The 17,188-nt window shown below is 51.2% G+C and carries 13 protein-coding genes and 6 pseudogenes; 6 read left to right on the top strand and 13 right to left on the bottom strand.

Features of this window, described 5'->3' with window-relative positions; translation table 11 throughout:
- Positions 1–26: 26 nt before the first annotated feature.
- Positions 27–1,277, bottom strand: a complete 1,251-nt coding sequence (locus ETC02_RS12780; protein ID WP_050368680.1) for an esterase/lipase family protein — start codon at positions 1,275–1,277, stop codon at positions 27–29.
- Between the two features lie 192 nt (positions 1,278–1,469).
- Between ETC02_RS12780 and ETC02_RS12775 the strand changes: the two genes are divergently transcribed.
- The gene (locus ETC02_RS12775) at positions 1,470–1,877 is read left to right on the top strand and encodes a CBO0543 family protein (protein WP_253264146.1); all 408 of its coding nucleotides are present in this window, start codon (positions 1,470–1,472) and stop codon (positions 1,875–1,877) included.
- Positions 1,878–2,005: 128 nt separating this feature from the next.
- A complete protein-coding gene (locus tag ETC02_RS12770; RefSeq protein ID WP_171698315.1) occupies positions 2,006–2,842 on the top strand; it encodes a rhamnogalacturonan acetylesterase in 837 nt (278 codons plus the stop codon).
- A 108-nt stretch (positions 2,843–2,950) separates the two neighbouring features.
- On the opposite strand, the gene ETC02_RS12765 is transcribed toward ETC02_RS12770, so the two are convergent.
- Together ETC02_RS12765 and ETC02_RS12760 are read right to left on the bottom strand one after the other, a co-directional pair.
- Entirely contained in the window at positions 2,951–3,928 is a 978-nt protein-coding gene (locus ETC02_RS12765) for a bile acid:sodium symporter family protein (RefSeq protein ID WP_171698314.1), read from the bottom strand.
- Between the two features lie 309 nt (positions 3,929–4,237).
- Positions 4,238–5,212: an MBL fold metallo-hydrolase gene (locus ETC02_RS12760; RefSeq protein WP_042380885.1), complete on the bottom strand. Its 975-nt coding sequence runs from the start codon at positions 5,210–5,212 to the stop codon at positions 4,238–4,240.
- 193 nt (positions 5,213–5,405) lie between these two features.
- Here ETC02_RS12760 and ETC02_RS12755 point away from each other — a divergent pair, with 193 nt between their 5' ends.
- On the top strand, positions 5,406–6,257 hold the full coding sequence (locus ETC02_RS12755) for a processed acidic surface protein (RefSeq protein ID WP_050367380.1): 852 nt from the start codon (positions 5,406–5,408) through the stop codon (positions 6,255–6,257).
- Positions 6,258–6,686, top strand: a pseudogene (locus ETC02_RS12750) (sortase); the annotation flags it as partial. It lies immediately after the preceding gene.
- A 69-nt stretch (positions 6,687–6,755) separates the two neighbouring features.
- On the opposite strand, the pseudogene ETC02_RS12745 reads toward ETC02_RS12750, so the two are convergent.
- Positions 6,756–7,166 (bottom strand): annotated as a pseudogene (locus tag ETC02_RS12745) (zinc ribbon domain-containing protein); the annotation flags it as partial.
- 250 nt (positions 7,167–7,416) lie between these two features.
- Here ETC02_RS12745 and ETC02_RS12740 point away from each other — a divergent pair.
- Positions 7,417–7,578, top strand: a pseudogene (locus ETC02_RS12740) (sortase domain-containing protein); the annotation flags it as partial.
- A 45-nt stretch (positions 7,579–7,623) separates the two neighbouring features.
- Here ETC02_RS12740 and ETC02_RS12735 read toward each other — a convergent pair.
- Entirely contained in the window at positions 7,624–8,775 is a 1,152-nt protein-coding gene (locus tag ETC02_RS12735) for a CapA family protein (protein ID WP_171698313.1), read from the bottom strand.
- 241 nt (positions 8,776–9,016) lie between these two features.
- Between ETC02_RS12735 and ETC02_RS12730 the strand changes: the two genes are divergently transcribed.
- The gene (locus ETC02_RS12730; RefSeq protein WP_171698312.1) at positions 9,017–9,469 is read left to right on the top strand and encodes a hypothetical protein; all 453 of its coding nucleotides are present in this window, start codon (positions 9,017–9,019) and stop codon (positions 9,467–9,469) included.
- A 312-nt stretch (positions 9,470–9,781) separates the two neighbouring features.
- On the opposite strand, the pseudogene ETC02_RS12725 reads toward ETC02_RS12730, so the two are convergent.
- The 8 genes and pseudogenes from ETC02_RS12725 to ETC02_RS12690 form a co-directional block, all read right to left on the bottom strand.
- A pseudogene (locus ETC02_RS12725) lies at positions 9,782–10,192 on the bottom strand (zinc ribbon domain-containing protein); the annotation flags it as partial.
- Between the two features lie 538 nt (positions 10,193–10,730).
- Positions 10,731–12,050, bottom strand: a complete 1,320-nt coding sequence (locus ETC02_RS12720; RefSeq protein ID WP_014196063.1) for an ABC transporter substrate-binding protein — start codon at positions 12,048–12,050, stop codon at positions 10,731–10,733.
- A gap of 17 nt (positions 12,051–12,067) precedes the next feature.
- Positions 12,068–12,880: a carbohydrate ABC transporter permease gene (locus tag ETC02_RS12715; protein ID WP_020756023.1), complete on the bottom strand. Its 813-nt coding sequence runs from the start codon at positions 12,878–12,880 to the stop codon at positions 12,068–12,070.
- Positions 12,877–13,821: a carbohydrate ABC transporter permease gene (locus ETC02_RS12710; protein WP_050367384.1), complete on the bottom strand. Its 945-nt coding sequence runs from the start codon at positions 13,819–13,821 to the stop codon at positions 12,877–12,879. Before ETC02_RS12710 ends, ETC02_RS12715 begins: the two co-directional genes overlap by 4 nt.
- Positions 13,818–14,921: an ABC transporter ATP-binding protein gene (locus tag ETC02_RS12705; RefSeq protein ID WP_033012400.1), complete on the bottom strand. Its 1,104-nt coding sequence runs from the start codon at positions 14,919–14,921 to the stop codon at positions 13,818–13,820. The genes ETC02_RS12710 and ETC02_RS12705 overlap by 4 nt, the downstream gene beginning before the upstream one ends.
- A gap of 195 nt (positions 14,922–15,116) precedes the next feature.
- Positions 15,117–16,451 (bottom strand): annotated as a pseudogene (locus ETC02_RS12700) (peptide MFS transporter); the annotation flags it as partial.
- Between the two features lie 380 nt (positions 16,452–16,831).
- Positions 16,832–17,014: a hypothetical protein gene (locus tag ETC02_RS12695; RefSeq protein WP_050367387.1), complete on the bottom strand. Its 183-nt coding sequence runs from the start codon at positions 17,012–17,014 to the stop codon at positions 16,832–16,834.
- Positions 17,015–17,061: 47 nt separating this feature from the next.
- Positions 17,062–17,188, bottom strand: a pseudogene (locus ETC02_RS12690) (IS110 family RNA-guided transposase); the annotation flags it as partial.

Here is a 17,188-nt window from a genome sequence, read left to right as displayed (position 1 = left end):
GATGGCTTTTTCGCAAAATACTCGTTTTAAGGCCGCAAACTCGCCAGTTGCTCGGCAAGCCGCAAATAAAAGGCGCGAATATTAAATGACGGATTCGGGTCAACGCCGATGACTTCCAAATGGTCGACGTTGTACGTCCCCATATCATTCCAAACTCCTTTTTTCAACGTCCCGTCATACGGCACGATTCGATCGTTTGATCCACGCTTCGGACCGTTCATCGAAATGGTATTGACAATGCCGTCGTTCCCAAGCCAATGGCTGTCAATGCCAAGCGCCGCATTGCGGTACGAGCCGAGAAACGGGGCGCAGACAATCGCGCTGAATGCGTTCATTCCAAGTTCGGGATAATAGTTGCCTGTCAGAGCTCCTCGATACGTCCGTTCGGTAGAAAAGCTCAAATAATACGTATTCGGGCTGGCTTTCACCCATCGATTCAACGTCTCAGCCCCGGGAACGGATAAATCGTAGCGGGCGGTATCGGTCGATGTCCAGACAGGGGAGCGCTTGAGCCGTTCAAAATAATGGTCGAACGATTCGCCTGGCTCGCGGCGCAGCCCCCATTGGTCGAGCTTAAAATCGTATATTTCGCTTGTGTACGGCGCGTTGCTGGCGACAGCCGCCGCTTCCAGCACCGCTTTTTGCAAGTCAAAAAAGCGATCGGTGAAATCAACCATGTTGACAAGCGTCGTCCCGTCATGAGGAGTGGCGATGGTCGTCACGCTCAACACAAAACGATGTCCGCCTTCAAACAACGGCGACAACGACACGTTGTGCTCCTTGGCGTACTCCCGCTCTTCTTGGCTTCCGTTCTCCAGGAGCGAGACAAGCATACGGGCCGTCTGCCCTCCTTGGCTGTGGGCGATGATATGGACGCGGCCTCCTCTTTTCAATTCCGGCAGCAACCCCGGATACGTGCGGCCAAACCGCGCATGGCCGTGCTTCGCCGCATGGGCCGCGCCATAATCGACCGTTCCGCCGACAAGCTGGGCGTACGCTTCACACGCCCGGTCCCAGTTGCTCGAGAGCGGTCCGACCGCCAGCGTATACGTTCGATATCCGTTGTCGTTCAGCCATTGTTCGATATCGCCGCGTACGCCGCCCCAATACTTGAATCCAAGCATTTCCTCTCGCCCCCATCCGGTAAACCCATGGAGAAGCACGATGGGTGCATCATTGGCGCGTGGAGATGCCGCTTCCGTCCGCCCTCCCGGGACCGATAGGCCGAACACAAACCATAATCCGAGCAACACAACCATCACCCGGCAGCCTTTCATCATCCTATCCTTCTCCTCCCCTCACATAAACGGAATCTTTTTGTTCATAATTACCTAAATATTCTATATATATCAACCGACTGATTCAATCCCGGCAATTGTCGGGTTTTTCTGTGAGAGAAAGAGAAAAGCGCATGTTTGTGCCGGCGCATTTCGTTTCCCGCCGACAATGGAAGGTGGCTGCACTCTGGCATGGCAGCGTTCCATCACGGCCTCGTACGGATGGTTGGCTATTCTTCTTTCATGCGCGCTAGCCGCCGCGCCTACGTGGCTTCAGCGCTGCTTGCGTCTTGGACGGGGACGTATTTGGATTTGTATTTCGTGGGAAAAGGGCTGTATGCGTTCCCGAAACGGCCCTTTCCTTCTGTCTTTTCGATCGATATTTTCTTTACGGCCGTCGTTCTTCCGCTCGGCACCGTCTTCTTTCTTGCCCTCATGGAGCGGCTTAGCCGCCTTGGGCGCATGGGGCTCATCGCTGCATTGTCGGCACATTGGCGGCCGCATTGGAGGCCAAAGCCGAGACGTACGGTTTGTTCACCCACACGGCCGAATGGAGCCATTGGTATTCAGTTGCCGGTTACGGTCTTTTTCTTTCAATAATATGGGAATTTTACCGCCGATTCCAAACGGTGGACTAGCACGAATGGCGCATAAAGGCAATGGCAGCGAGCAACGATAACGGGGAACAAACCGAAAAGACGAGCAGCTGCCGGATAGGAGGAATCCGATTGAGAAGAAAAAAAGCCGCATTCCTTTGCTTGGCTGTCATCGCCGCCAGCGTTGCCCTCATCGCCCAACCGGACACGGATGGAAAAGCATCCAAAACGGGCGGACGGGCCGTCATAACGATCTACTTGGCAGGCGATTCGACCGTCGCCGCCGCCCCCCGCTCCCGCGCTCCCCGGGCCGGATGGGGTGAAATGCTCGATGATTGGTTTGATGACAACGTCATGGTGAAAAATATGGCCGCTTCCGGCCGCAGCGCGAAAAGTTTTGTCGAAGAAGGACGGCTCTCCCGCATTTTGCGGGAAATGAAAAAAGGGGATTACTTGTTCATCCAATTCGGTCACAACGATGAAAAGGTGAACGATCCGGCACGCTACACCGAACCATTCACCTCCTACCAATCATACTTGAAACGGTATATTGACGGCGCCCGCACGAAAGGAGCAACCCCTGTCCTCATCACTCCGGTCGAGCGGCGGCGCTTTTCTGCCGACGGACGAGCGCTCGATTCCCACGGGCCTTATCCTGCCGCCATGAAAGCGCTGGCGAAACAAGAGCACGTGCCGTTTATCGATTTGACGGCGAAAAGCAAACAGCGGTTTGAACAGCTCGGTCCGGAACAGACGAAACAGCTGTTTCTATGGCTTGCGCCCGGCGAGCATGCAAATTATCCGCACGGAATCGAAGACAACACGCATTTTCACAAACGAGGAGCGAAAGAAATCGCCCGGCTAGTCGTCGAGGGGATTATGGAGCTCAACCTCCCCCTCCGCCACCACCTCATCCGTTCACCGAAACGAGAACCTATACGAGACCGCCTCAGCGACGAAACGCCGTGACGTCGAGCACCCCGCTTGCTTTCCCCGCACCTGCCCGCCCGCCTAGGACGGGCGTTTTTTCGCTTTTTGCTCCCGCCAGGCGCTGCATACCGCCTGCCCTTTCCATCCCTACCGGGCGCTTCCGGCGTATGGCGCTCTGCCGCTCGTTGGTGAATGGTACGTTTTGTTCAACAAGCGGTGGTATATGGACGCGAGCACTTGTTGAAACAGCATGCCGAGAACGACCGGCACGCTGACTGCCGGCGGAAAATACGTCATCGCGAGCACCGCGCCGGCGCTGATGTTGCGCATCCCCCCGGTAAACGTCAACGCGATGATGTCCGCCGGGGCAAATCTGAGCCAACGGGCGGTCATCCAAGAAAGAAAATAGCCAGAGCTTGCGATCGCCAAGACAAGCAGCGCCATGAAAAACAGCCGGGCGTCAACACGGCCAAAATACGGGGCGACGACTGCGCTGTTGATCATGACGACAAGCGCCAGCGCCAGCTTGGAAAACGGGGACAGCACCACCGCCAGCTGCTCGTTCGCTTGAGCAGACAGCCGTTCGCCCACGAACATGCCGGCTAGTGACGGCAAAATAATCATAAAAAACAAGCCGAGCATCATCTGGCCCACGTCGAGCTCGACCACGCTTCCGGCCAATACAAGCAACGTCAGCGGCACAACGATGGGCGATAAAAACGTATCAATCAAAATGACAGAAAGGGCAAGCGCCAAGTTTCCGCGGCCGAGCGACACCCAGATAAAGCTTGTCACCCCGGTCGGAATAGCGGCCGCCAACACAAACCCGATCACCGTCCAACGGTCGCTGCCAAAAAACAGATGTCCAAGCCCAAACGCCCACAGCGGGATGATGAAATGGAGCAGACATAGCGCCGCAGCGATCGGGCCAGGGTGAATGAGCGCCTCTTTCAAATTGGCCAAACGCAAGCGCAAACTGCCGCTAAACGTCATCAACGCAAACAGCCACGGCACAAGCGCGGCATAGCCGTGCAGTTCGTCCGCCAGCCAGATGCCGGCCGCCACGCTCGCCGGCGTAAGAAACGGCAGCGCCTTCTCAAGCCGACGGTTGATCGATTGCCACATCGGTTTCATCTCCCTGTCTCACCATTCAAGGGCTCTTTTGCTATGCCTACACCTCCCCCATTATACACCGTAATCGCCCCATTGGAGCGACAAATTTTCATGAAACCGATGGACAACGGTTGACCAGCCAGCTCCTTAGGCTATTTCGCTGCTTTTCCCCCTCACCATTCAGCAACAAAACGACATCGCCTCGCTTCACATCATACAGCCCAGTCATTGCTTTTTCCATCCGTTCAAGCCTTTCTTTGTTCGTCCATGCGCCACACAATAATACAAAAAGATTCCAACTCTCTAGCAGCTGGACATCGGTCATTGCCGATAAACGATTGCATGTCGATGCTCCTCTTTTTGCAATTCACCGACAGACACCAAATATTCCAAATGCGCCAATGTCTCAGCCACTGCAAACCGCCATTGGTGCGCGGTCAGCGGCTTATGGCCGAACACAAGATGGGCCACTTCATAGGCGGTGCGCCCCGATGTTGCTAGCGTTTTCATTTTTTGCAACCGTTGTTCGTGGTGGCGGAAAATGTCGCTGATCCGCTCGCGAAATTGGCGAATGACCGCGCCATGGGCAGGAAGAGCCACATCCACCTCCAGTTCCTCCACTTTGCGAAGCGAGGCAAAATATTGCTCGAGCGGATTTGGATAAGCGCCGGGCCATACACTAATGTTCGGAGTAATGCGATCAAGCACATGATCTGATGCAAGCAACTGGCGCGATTCCGGCTGATAAAAGCTGATCAATCCATCGCTGTGCCCCGGGACCGGGATGACCGCCCATCGCCGCTGCCCTAGCACAATTTCCGAACGATCCAAAACGGTTAGCACCGGAAACGGGCTAACGCGCAACGACAGCTTCCACATGCTCTCCTCAATGTCCGTTACCAACTCATCCGGCACACCATGGCGGCGAAACATGGCACCCACTTCGCTCGCCTGAACGCTCTCTTCCCCCCACACTCGTTCCGCCATCGCATAATCCGGCTCGCTGATCCAGACAGGCGCCTCCGTCTGCTGTTGCATCCACCCAGCCAAGCCAAAATGATCCGGATGAAAGTGAGTGATGTAAATGGCCTGAACATGCCGCGGTTTGATTCCAAGCTGCCGAAACACTGCTTCCCAAGCGCTAATCGCCTCTGGATAGCGAAAGCCGACGTCAACAATGCTCCATCCATCCGCTTCCCGACCTACGTAACAATAGACATACTTCATCGGAAATGGAACTGGGATTGGAACGCGGTACATTTCATCTCCTATCCACTCCATTTCGATCTGCGTCATCCATTCTCCCCCCTTTTTTGCATCAAATCTTTTTTCATGTACCAAGAACGCTTCGCTTTTATTTTATATTTCTGAATATTTAGTTAATAAAAATATTATGCTACAATCTTCTATCTTTTTCAACCTTCAAAATTCGTCCCTTTCATGTTCCTATATACTGAATTCGTATATACAAACAAACGGAGGTCACGACATGAAAAACATCGTTCCTTTTGCCTTGGCCGCATCCATAGCCACTGTATGGCCAGCTTCAGCGTTCGCCATTGAACGCAACGATCCAGCTTTAGAGCAGTATTTAAACAAATTTTTACAAGAAATTGGCATGACGAAAACGCAATTGGAAAAACTGCTGTCTAAAAACGGCGATTCGCTTGACAATTATGCGACGGTCGAGGAACTGTCGGAGGCCGTCATCGACTACTTGCTTCCGGATTTAGACGAGCTTGGTTTGACGGACGCAGAGTTGGAAAAGCTCTATAACCATTTTGAATCGCTTAATATGGAAGATCCGCAATTCGCCGAGAAAATGGAAGAAATCGGCCAACGGCTTGAGGCGATCGGTGCGTACGATTTTACGAGCGTGACGGAGCTATCGCCAACGCAAATCGCTGAGATCGCCAATGTATGGACCGACCTGCTTTCCACATTTCAGCTGGAAGCGAAGTTTTATTTGACAAAAGGTGGCGAGAAAAAGCCGCTCAGCCTGTCGACGCTGCTGACAATGGAATCAGCGAACGGCTACGATTTGCTTGTTGAAATTTACAGCACTGACGGCGAGCTGCTGGCTGATTTTGTCGTGACCGAAGAGATGTTTGCCTCCGACATATTCGATGAAATCGGCGAAGACTTGCAACAGAGCGGCCAGGCAGCGAAAATCGAAAAAGTGGTGAAACCGGCGCCGCCGAAACCGCTGAAGCGGACCGAAGCCGGAGCGAAACTGCCGAAGACGGCATCCCCGTATGCCGCTTATATGCTTTTTGGTTTGACCTTAATCGGTGCCGGCGCATTCCTTGTCCGCTTCCGCCAAGGAGCCGAGGCGAAATAAATGAACCGGAAACGGCTCGTGCGCTTTTTTGGAGCAAGCTTGATCGCAGCAGGAATCGCCGCAGTCGGCATTAGTGCTCTGAAATGGAAAAGCGGCCTGGAAGCGGTCAAGCCGCTGGCCGCTGAAACAAAGCGATCAGTGGACGCCGCACCGATTCAAATCCAGGATCCACTCTACCCAAAGCTGCCAAAAATCGGTGAACAAATCGGCGAGCTGATCATCCCGAAGCTCAACATGAGCCTAGCGATTTACCACGGTACAGATGAAGACGAGTTGGAAAAAGGGGTCGGCCATTACGCCGGCAGTGTCCTGCCAGGAGAGGCGGACAACTGCGTGCTTTCTGGCCATCGCGACACGGTCTTCCGCCGTCTTGGCGAAGTCGGCCAAGGCGATCTCTTGATCGTCCGTACGTCCGCCGGCACATTCACCTGTGAACTACCCCCACTTAATTTTCTAGCGAAAATTTGAAGTGGGGGCTTCCAAAGAAGTTTGACTGCTTCAAGCAATCCTTATTCTTTGAGGCGTGTCCACTTCGCCGCTAGAGCATAAGACACTCAGGTCTACAGCTTTACTTTTCTTTAAGATGTTTAATGCGCCATTGACATCAGCATTAATTAGTTTGCCAGACTTTGTTCGATACAAGCCGCGCTTAATACGTTTGCCGCTGAACTTATATTCTTTTGGATTGTCGGCATTATATTCAGGAATCTCATCGCCGTCAAAAAAGCTGGCTTGAGACGTATATGATTCTTCCTGTTTCAAGAATTCAATGCCGTAAAATTCACAAAGATATTCTAGTTTTTCTTTTATGTTACCGAGAGGAATATTGACAAAGTTTTGATTTGTCTTTTTTCCTAGATTAATATTGCGTTGCCATGTTTCCGCATAGCCAATGACAAGTTTGCCAATTTACAATCCGACGTTGTACATGTTCTTGGCAATATGGCACAGTTCTCGAAGAGTCAAGTATTCTTCTTTGGTCAAACCATTTAGCTGTTGTTTGATACAAAAATACATGTTTTCACCTCCCATCTAACTATATGATACTATATTTTACTGAATCTATCCTAATTTTCAGCAAAATATAGTTAAGGCGATTCATCTCCCACTTACTCCGCTTCGCTTCGTTGAAGTGGGAGTCTTCTCGCCTAATTAAGATAAAGTGCGCAAAGTGCGCATCGTCGACGCCGACGACCGGACGGTCATCGTTCCAAAGCCGAAAGCGACACTCACCGTTTCCACGTGCTATCCGTTCCGCTACGTCGGCCCTGCTCCGCAGCGGTACGTGCTCGTCGCCAACTTAATCAATGATCGCTCTTAACCTTGCAAAAAGCGAAAGGATGGCCGAAACAAGGGCCATCCTTTTTTACTTCACTTCGTACGCGGCCCAAGTCGGCTTTTTGATTTTCGCCGACAGCGAGACAATTTTCCGTTTCACTCGGGCTGCTTCCCCTCCCGCTAACGGCATCGGCTGGTAGTTGTTCCTTGTCGTCACCGATGAAATGCGAAACGGGATGACGCGGATTTCTTTTTTGGCCGTCCGCTTGCCGTTTTGAAAAGAAAACACCTGCTGGAAAACAAACGTATCTTTGTCGCTCGGGTTTTTGTTTCCGCCGAACATAAAATTGCCGAGGCTGTAGACGATGAACTTCCCTTTATACTCCTCAATCCCTTGAATGACATGCGGGTGATGGCCGACGACCAAATCGGCGCCGCTGTCAATCGCAAAGCGGCCGAGCGCCTTTTGCGTGCTGTTTGGCACATAGCTTCGTTCCACTCCCCAGTGGAAATGGACTAGAATGATGTCGGCTCCTTGTTTCCGAAGCGTGCGAATATCGTTGGCGATTTGCTTGCGCAACGTGCTGGTATTGCTCCAACCTTCATAGCCGAGCGCCCCGACTTGAATGCCTTTGACCGTTTTCATGAGCCGAAGCGTACGGCCGAAATAACCGATGTTTTCCTTTTTTAAACTGGCAATCGTGTCCTTGTATCCTTGCTGTAAATAATCGTATGTATGGTTGTTCGCGAGATTGACCGCATCAATGCCGCCATAGGTTAAGATTTTCGCATAACTCGGGTGGCCGCGAAAACGAAATGTCTTGCTTGCCTTCCGCGTCGAGGTCGTCAGCGTCGTTTCCAAATTGACGGTCGTAAAATCGTCTTTCTTGAAGATCGGCTCAATGTATTTCGTAAAATAGCGCAACCCGTGCTTTTTCACTTCTTCATCAAACGAATACGCATAACCGTAGTTTTCATCACGCCCAAGCGTCACATCGCCCGCCGCGCTGATGGTGATGCGCACTTCGTTCGGGTTCGGCGCCGCTTGTTTGGCAGAGGCTGACGCTATCGCCATCTTATCGATCGGACTCGGCAACGGTAGATGCTCGATTGTTTGCCCCGCGGTTGGCGCCGCCAGCACTTCCTCGACGCTGCGATCAGCCGCATTGCTGCAAGAAAATAAAAAGACAGACGCCATGCATATAAGCGCCGCATTTCTCCTCTTGATCCATGCGTTCATCTTCCCTCTCCTATCCATCTATTTTCTTCAAAAGACGAAAACTTCTGCTAATGACGTATTCAACACACCCCCTATTTATCCCTTTTCTTTCCCTCAATTTAGGAGTGATGCCCTAGCCAAGCCATGATATAATGAGCTTGCAGGCGTTTCCTCCCCGAATTCCACACCTTGTCCTCCTCACGTTTCATGGTCGAAACGCCCCAAGTGAATCCCATCTTTAATAATGTAAGGAGGTTTCTTCATGGAAGAGCTGTTGCGGCAGTTAACGACGCTTGTTCAAGGGCTTGTCGATGACATGTCCGTCCTGAAGCAAGACATGCAAACGGTGAAGCAAAAATTGGGCCAACTTGAACAACGAATGGACAAACTGGAACAGCGGATGGACAAGCAGGAAGAAGAGTTGCGCTGGCTGAAAGAGCAGATGAAAGAAAACACGGACATGATCAAAGCGATCCGCGACCATCAACTCGAACAGCGCAGCATTCAAGACGGCATGCGCCATGAAATCGCCAGCCTCCGCGGAGAAATGGTCGGCATTCGCGAGCAGATGGCAACAAAAGACCAGCTCTCCCGCCTTCGCGAGCAAATGGCGACAAAAGAAGACATCTCCCTGATTCATCAGCGGCTTGATTATCAACTTGGCCGCATCGCGAAAGTGGAGGAGGAGATGTATTTGCTGAAGAAAGTAGATTGACACTCCACACGCTTAAAGGCATGGGATTCTTGGATCGTTTGCGTCCTCATCCATTTCTGGTTCGGACAACGCCCAAGTTTAGGGGGGTGTCATCACCCCGTCCCATCGAGTTAGGATGTACCCCATGGGCGGCGCACCTGTGACCAGTGCGCCTGCTAGTACGACATAGACTCCTGCAGCAAACGTGATTCCTTGCATAAGAGAGAAGACAAGAAAATTGACACCGCCGCTTAACTCCTTCTCGGTGAACTACCCCCACTTAATTTTCTAGCGAAAATTTGAAGTGGGGGCTTCCAAAGAAGTTTGACTGCTTCAAGCAATCCTTATTCTTTGAGGCGTGTCCACTTCGCCGCTAGAGCATAAGACACTCAGGTCTACAGCTTTACTTTTCTTTAAGATGTTTAATGCGCCATTGACATCAGCATTAATTAGTTTGCCAGACTTTGTTCGATACAAGCCGCGCTTAATACGTTTGCCGCTGAACTTATATTCTTTTGGATTGTCGGCATTATATTCAGGAATCTCATCGCCGTCAAAAAAGCTGGCTTGAGACGTATATGATTCTTCCTGTTTCAAGAATTCAATGCCGTAAAATTCACAAAGATATTCTAGTTTTTCTTTTATGTTACCGAGAGGAATATTGACAAAGTTTTGATTTGTCTTTTTTCCTAGATTCATATTGCGTTGCCATGTTTCCGCATAGCCAATGACAAGTTTGCCAATTTACAATCCGACGTTGTACATGTTCTTGGCAATATGGCACAGTTCTCGAAGAGTCAAGTATTCTTCTTTGGTCAAACCATTTAGCTGTTGTTTGATACAAAAATACATGTTTTCACCTCCCATCTAACTATATGATACTATATTTTACTGAATCTATCCTATTTTCAGCAAAATATAGTTAAGGCGATTCATCTCCCACTTACTCCGCTTCGCTTCGTTGAAGTGGGAGTCTTCTCGCCTAATTAAGATAAAAAAGCAATATTTAAGAAAATAAAATCGATACAACTTACATTTCGCACCCTACAGTTTGGAAAAAATTATTTATTTGATTTTTTAGAATAACTTTCCGATCAACACGATTAGCGATGGCAATCTTTTTTGCCATCGCTAATCGTTCCGTATGACATTACACGTAAATGCCCTTGTCCATGCCTGGTCCTTGCAGAACCCTTCACTGATTAAGGAGATCGGTTTCCCGAACGAGCATTGGATTTGCCTGTCCGGCAGCTCCACCTGGACGCTTGTCCGGTTGGTCAGGTCAGTTTCCGGCCTCCTGCAACACCCGATTTGTCTCTTCCGCCGCCTGATCGAGCGCGTTTTGCGGATCGATTCCTTCGTACAACCGTTCCATCGCTTTCACCACATGTTGCCGAGATTCAGGGAAGACGGTGATGAGCGCCCCTTGGGTAGCAGGGGTTGATTTTGTTTCATGCAGCTGATCCACCGTCACTTTTAATTGTGGGTATTTCGCCCACTCCTCTTTGACGAGCGGCTCATCGTACGCAGCCGGGTTAATGGCAAAATACCCTGTGCGCACATGCCACTCAGCTTGGACAGGAGCGGTTGTCAAGTATTTCATGAACTCCCACGCCGCTTTTTGCTCCTTTTCGCTGCTTCCTTTCATCATCCAGAGCGAAGCGCCGCCAATTACGACGCCTTGACGTTCCACGCCATCCGGGACAGGCAAATACGAAACGCCAACGTCAAATGGCGAGTTATCGATCAACGTTTTTACACCAGCGGACGAATCCAAATACATGGCGATTTTTCCTGCTTGGAAGGCGGCGCGCATGTCGTCCCAGTTTTGACCGGCGTTGTAAAACGTGCCGTCTCGGTACATGTCGCTGATCAGCTCAAATACGCGCTTCCCCTCATCTCCATTGAATACTGCTTTTGTCGCATCACTGCTCCGTCCATTGTTGTTGTTCACATACAGTCCGCCTTGTACGGCCACCATTTCTTCAAAAAACCAGCCGTAGTTCAAAATCGAGAATCCGTACCGTTCGGTTTCTTTTCCTTTTTTCTTTGTCAGCTTTTTCGCCGCTTCCTTCAACTCGCTATAGGTGAGAGGCGGTTTTTCCGGATCAAGCCCGGCTTCGCGGAACGCATCTTTGTTATAAATGAGTACAGGGGTGGATGAGTTAAATGGCATCGAGTAAATCCGCCCGTTCACGGTATAATAATTGACAATGTTTTTCTCCCATTGTGAGACATCATACTTGTCTTTATCGATCCACGTTTGCACTGGAACAATCTTTCCACTGTCGATCATATGCTTTGTTCCGACTTCAAACGTCTGCATGATCGTCGGGGCGTCTTTTGTCCCTGCTGCCGCATTCCATTTCGTCAGCGCCTCCTCATAGGTGCCTTGAAATACTGGCTTCACCTCAATCTCTGGATGGGTTTGGTTAAAATCAGCGACAATGTCATTTAAGACCGGCTCCAAATCCCCGCTCATCGAATGCCAAAACACCACTTCTGTTTTGCCTCCCGCCGCTTCGCCCGCATCTTCGCTTGAGCATCCCGCGGCAAATCCAATAAACATTAAAGCTAAGAAACTGGCTAAAACCTTTCTCATCTTGTTTCTCCTCCTCGCTATTGAATCGCTCCTTGCATAAGCCCTTTTCGCAATTGCTTCTGTCCAGCAAACAACAGCAACAAAGTTGGAAGCATCGCGATAACCGCCGCTGCCATAACGACGCCCCAGCTGCTGGCGATCTCTTGCGTCTGCAGCTGCTTGAGCCCGATCTGCACGGTGCGGACGCGGTCATCGTTTGTAACGAGCAGCGGCCATAAATACATATTCCAAGCGTCCAAAAAACTGTAAACAGCCAGCGTCACCAAACTCGTTTTTGAAAGCGGCAGCACGACGCGGCAAAAAAAGCGGAAATTCCCCACCCCAGACAACTGCGCCGCCTCATACAGCTCGTGCGGAATTTGCTTAAACTGTTGCCGCAATAAAAAGATGCCAAATGCCATCGCCCAAAACGGCACGATGAGTCCTGCGTAATGGTTTGTCCAGCCAAGCGCTTGGATGGTCAAAAAATTTGGGATCACAGTCGCTTCCCACGGAACGAGCATCGTGGCAATGCACACGTAAAACCACCGATCCCGACCGGGAAAGCGGAGAAACACAAAAGCGAAAGCGGCGAGACTTGACACGATGAGGCGCCCCACTGTAATCATGAAAGCCACAAAAAAGCTGTTCCATAAATATCTCCCAAGCGGAGCCTGTTGAAACGCGGCCTCATAATTGACCAATGTCCCCTTCTCAGGCCATAGGCGTCCTGACAAAATAGCGGCTCCATCCATCAAACTCATCAGAAGAGCATAAGCCACTGGAAACAAGATGACAACCGAGCATAGGCATAACAACACATAGTGAGCCGTTGCCCGCGCTATTTTCATTGGTAGTGCACCTTCCTCTCAGCAAACCGAAACTGCAAAAACGTGACGATGGCGATGATGAGAAAAAGGACAAGGGCTTGCGCGCTCGCGGAACCAAACTGATAGTTGACGAACGCTTCCCGGTAAATCGCGTAAACGAACACATTCGTAGCCTCCACCGGCCCGCCTTTCGTTAAAAAGTCAATTTGTCCAAACGTTTGCAGCGCTTGAATAAGCGAGACCGTCGTGACAAAAAACAACGTCGGCGACAACAGCGGCACAGTCACTGTCCACAACTGTCGCCAATAGCTCATTCCAGCGATGCGGGCGCTTTCGTACAAGGATGGATCGATGTTTTGCAGACCGGCCAGCAACAATAAAAAGGTCAGTCCGATATTCATCCAAATCGTCGCCGCCGCCACCGCATACAATGCCGTGTCCTGGTCAAGAAGCCATGAAACAGGAGTCCCGCCGATCGCAGACACCAAACGATTGATGATCCCGATCGCCGGATTGTACATAAACATCCAAATCACCGAAGCGACTCCCACGCTCATCCCCATCGTAGAGGCAAAAATCGTCCGAAAGATCCCGATTCCTTTCCGCGTTTCATGAGCGAGCAACGCTAAACCGAACGAAACGGCGACCGTCGTCGGGACAGTGAGCACCGCAAATAGAACCGTCGCCTTCAAACTATGCCAAAACGATGCATCTTGAAGAAGAGCAACAAAATGCGCCAAACCGACAAATTCCGTCGGGTGCCCTTGATAATCGGTGTGAAACACGCTTAAATACATCGTTCTCCCCAACGGGTAAAAGAGAAACACGCCAAACAGTAGGAGCGAAGGACAAAGATACACCATCCCTTCCAACCACGATTTTATTGCGGCCTGCCGCGCCTCCCGCTTCGTCCGGACCGACCATGGCGCTGGGGAGGGAACCGTTGAAACACGCTCATTCATTGGTGAACCCACACCTCCTCCCGCTTGATGGACGGGGCTCCAATTCGCTTTCCAGACGCATCGAAAAACAGGAAATCCTGCTCATCAAACGTCAATGGCACCACTTCTCCCAAACGGATGCGCCATTGTCCATTCCATCGTGCTGTCCAATAAAGATTTTTTGCCAACTCAAACGTCACTAACGTTTCATTGCCGAGCCACTCGACATGGCTGACTTTGACGGCCATAGATTCTTCTCCTGATTCCGCCGGCTCAATATGTTCCGGCCGCAGTCCGACGATCACCCGTTCAGCCTTCGGCAAAGAACGACGCCGAAGACGGATGGGCCGCTCGTTTTGCAATAAGAGGGAATGGTTCAGCACATGCGCTTCCGCCAAATTCATCGGCGGTGTTCCGATAAATGAAGCGACAAACGTGTTATCTGGGCTATTGTATACATCAAGCGGACTGCCGATTTGTTGCGGACGGCCGTCATGCAAAATCATCATCCGGTCAGCCATGGTCATCGCTTCCGTCTGATCGTGCGTGACATAAATCACAGTCATGCCGAGCTGACGTTGCAAACGTCGAAGCTCGCTCCTCATTTTCGCACGCAGCTTGGCATCTAAATTGGAGAGCGGTTCATCCATCAAACAAAGCGGAGTCTGCGCGACAATCGCTCGCCCTAAGGCAACGCGTTGACGCTGCCCCCCTGACAATTCCCGCGGCTTCCTATGCAGCACATCGGTCAATCCAAGCAATTCCGCCGCTTCCATGCAACGTTTCACTTGTTCTTCTTTCGGCACCTTTTGCGCCTGCAAGACAATCCGCATATTTTGCTCCACCGTCAAATGGGGATATAGCGCATAATTTTGAAAGACCATCGATAACCGGCGGGCGTGAGGGGGCCAATCATTCGCCACTTGTCCATCGATCAATACATATCCTGATGTCAGCGGCTCAAGGCCAGCGATCAGCCGCAAAATCGTGCTTTTGCCGCATCCCGATGGGCCAACAAGAACAAAAAACTCCCCTGATTCAATCGCGACATTCACATTCTCGACCGCGCTCTTTTTGCCTCCATACGATTTCGTCACCTCGACCAGCTCAAGAAACGCCATCCGCTTTTCTCCCCTTTCCTCTTTTTCTATTCCATCGTAATCCATTTTTGTAAACACCATCTGAACTTATTTTTTGATTTATGTAAATATTTTTTGAATAAAAAAAGAAGCTCTGCCAACGCAGAGCATCCTGTCACAGATTTGTAATCTTTTGGATCATCTGTTTTCCCTGTTGATACAAACATCAGCGTGATATTAACGAACACCCTTCATGAGCCGCTGAATGCTCGGGGCGAGCAAAAACAAGATGACGCTTAACACAACCGCCGCCCCGCCGATCGTGCCGAAATAGGCCGTTTCGTTTTCGGGCGTATAGAAGCGCACAAGCTGAGCGTTGATCGCTTGCGCGGCGGCGTTCGATAGAAACCAAAGGCTCATCGTTTGCGCTGAGAAAGCGGCAGGGGCAAGTTTCGTCGTCGCCGACAGGCCGACCGGCGACAGGCAAAGCTCCCCGAGCACGACGATGAAGTAGCTTAACACGAGCCAAATCGGATGGACAAGCCCTCCGCCGCTCAAATGCCCCGGCACGAGGATAACGATGAACGACAGGCCGGCGAACAACAAGCCGAGCGCGAATTTTTGCGGGATCGTCGGCTGCCGTTTGCCAAGCTTCACCCACATCCACGCGAACACCGGCGCTAAGAGGATGATAAACAGCGGGTTCAGCGATTGGAACCAAGCCGGTGAAAGGTGAATGCCTGCTACATCCAACTGCGTCCGCTTGTCCGCATAGTTCGCCAAAATGGTCGATCCTTGTTCTTGAATCGCCCAAAACATCGCTGAAGCGATGAACAACGGAATGTACGCGATCACGCGCGACCGCTCTTCAGCCGTCGTTTTCGGGCTGCGGTACATGACGACAAAATAGATGATCGGGATGATGATGCCTAAGATGCCGACAAGAGAAATAAACGTTTCCACAGTGAACCAACCGTTCGGAATCAAGATGGCTAGCAGCACGGCAATCACGACCGCCCCTACGGCCATGATGGAAGCCGCTTTTTTCTTTTCCGCTGGCGTCAATGGATTCGGCACATACGTCCCGGCCAACCCGAGGTTTTTCTTTCTTGTCGCGATGAAGACAATCAATCCGAGAAACATCCCGACGGCCGCAAGTCCGAAGCCGAGGTGGAAGTTATACTTCATCCCCGCGGTACCGACAACAAGCGGAGCCAAAAAGGCGCCAAGGTTAATCCCCATGTAAAAAATGCTGAATCCGGCGTCGCGGCGGTCATCGCCAGGCTTGTACATATCGCCGACAATGCTCGAAACGTTCGGTTTTAACAACCCAGTTCCCAAGACAATGAGCGCCATGGACACAAACAGCGCCGCCACCCCGCCTGGAATCGCCAAGGCGATATGACCGGCCATAATGAGAAGGCCGCCGTAAAAGACCGCGCGCGACGTGCCAAACACCCGGTCAGCAAGCCAACCGCCAATGATTCCGGACATGTACACCAGCGCCCCATAAATCGACATAATCGCGAGCGCCAGATGCTCATCAAGCCCGAGCCCGCCTTTCGATACTTCATCCTATTTCGCGCAGGAGACTCCCACTTCAACGACCAAAGGGAGTAAGTGGGAGAGGAATGCGCGTTCCCCTTTTCTTTTGTGTATGATATAATAAAGGCGTGGAGAAAACCGTTTAATAAAGGCACTCCAATAACTGCTACTCGATGTATGGAGTTGGTTACAGGAAACGTTGTAACCGTAAAACATCGAGCGTAGATCCGTCTGTTGTGTGTGGAAGCCAAGTACTGCCAACAGACACACCGAGAGAATCGGTAACGATGCAGGCATGACCTGCGTCGTTGGGTAGTTGTCAACCTGCCCTGATGCAACCCCAAGTCAAGGAAGGAGGACGAAGTCCGCTTGTACTTCTGGGGAGTTGCAAGCCCCCACTTCAAGCGTTAGCTAAGTGGGGGTAGTTGACAATACATGTAATACACTAAAATGGCGCGCATGCCGTAATACGAAAAGCGTTCCCAAAATTCCGTGAAAAAGAGCGTAAACAACCCTTTCGGATGGCCGAAAAAGCCGCGCTGGGGAACGCTGGCAGCGATTTGTTGCTTGTCAATGGATGACATAACCACTACTTACCTCCCTCTAGAAATGTTGATTTATCAAGGCTTTTCGGCCCCTCCATCGTCGTTTGAACCAATGCCTTCAACTCGGCGTCCAGTGCGGCGATCTCCGCCTCCAATTGGCGGTATCGGCGGACGAGCGCGGCGATCTCAAACCGGGCCATCGTCGTCCCTTCCGTCACC

Origin of the sequence: Geobacillus sp. DSP4a (assembly GCF_013096875.1) — a bacterium.
GTDB lineage: Bacteria > Bacillota > Bacilli > Bacillales > Anoxybacillaceae > Geobacillus > Geobacillus thermophilus.
Note: the sequence above shows the minus strand (reverse complement) of the source record. Positions and strands in the feature narration are given on the sequence as shown.

Coding starts and splice junctions, on each gene's coding strand:
- ETC02_RS12780 (WP_050368680.1), bottom strand. CDS start 1,277: ATGAAAGGCTGCCGGGTGATGGTTGTGTTGCTCGGATTATGGTTTGTG.
- ETC02_RS12775 (WP_253264146.1), top strand. CDS start 1,470: ATGGCAGCGTTCCATCACGGCCTCGTACGGATGGTTGGCTATTCTTCT.
- ETC02_RS12765 (WP_171698314.1), bottom strand. CDS start 3,928: ATGTGGCAATCGATCAACCGTCGGCTTGAGAAGGCGCTGCCGTTTCTT.
- ETC02_RS12760 (WP_042380885.1), bottom strand. CDS start 5,212: ATGACGCAGATCGAAATGGAGTGGATAGGAGATGAAATGTACCGCGTT.
- ETC02_RS12755 (WP_050367380.1), top strand. CDS start 5,406: ATGAAAAACATCGTTCCTTTTGCCTTGGCCGCATCCATAGCCACTGTA.
- ETC02_RS12735 (WP_171698313.1), bottom strand. CDS start 8,775: ATGAACGCATGGATCAAGAGGAGAAATGCGGCGCTTATATGCATGGCG.
- ETC02_RS12730 (WP_171698312.1), top strand. CDS start 9,017: ATGGAAGAGCTGTTGCGGCAGTTAACGACGCTTGTTCAAGGGCTTGTC.
- ETC02_RS12720 (WP_014196063.1), bottom strand. CDS start 12,050: ATGAGAAAGGTTTTAGCCAGTTTCTTAGCTTTAATGTTTATTGGATTT.
- ETC02_RS12715 (WP_020756023.1), bottom strand. CDS start 12,880: ATGAAAATAGCGCGGGCAACGGCTCACTATGTGTTGTTATGCCTATGC.
- ETC02_RS12710 (WP_050367384.1), bottom strand. CDS start 13,821: ATGAATGAGCGTGTTTCAACGGTTCCCTCCCCAGCGCCATGGTCGGTC.
- ETC02_RS12705 (WP_033012400.1), bottom strand. CDS start 14,921: ATGGCGTTTCTTGAGCTGGTCGAGGTGACGAAATCGTATGGAGGCAAA.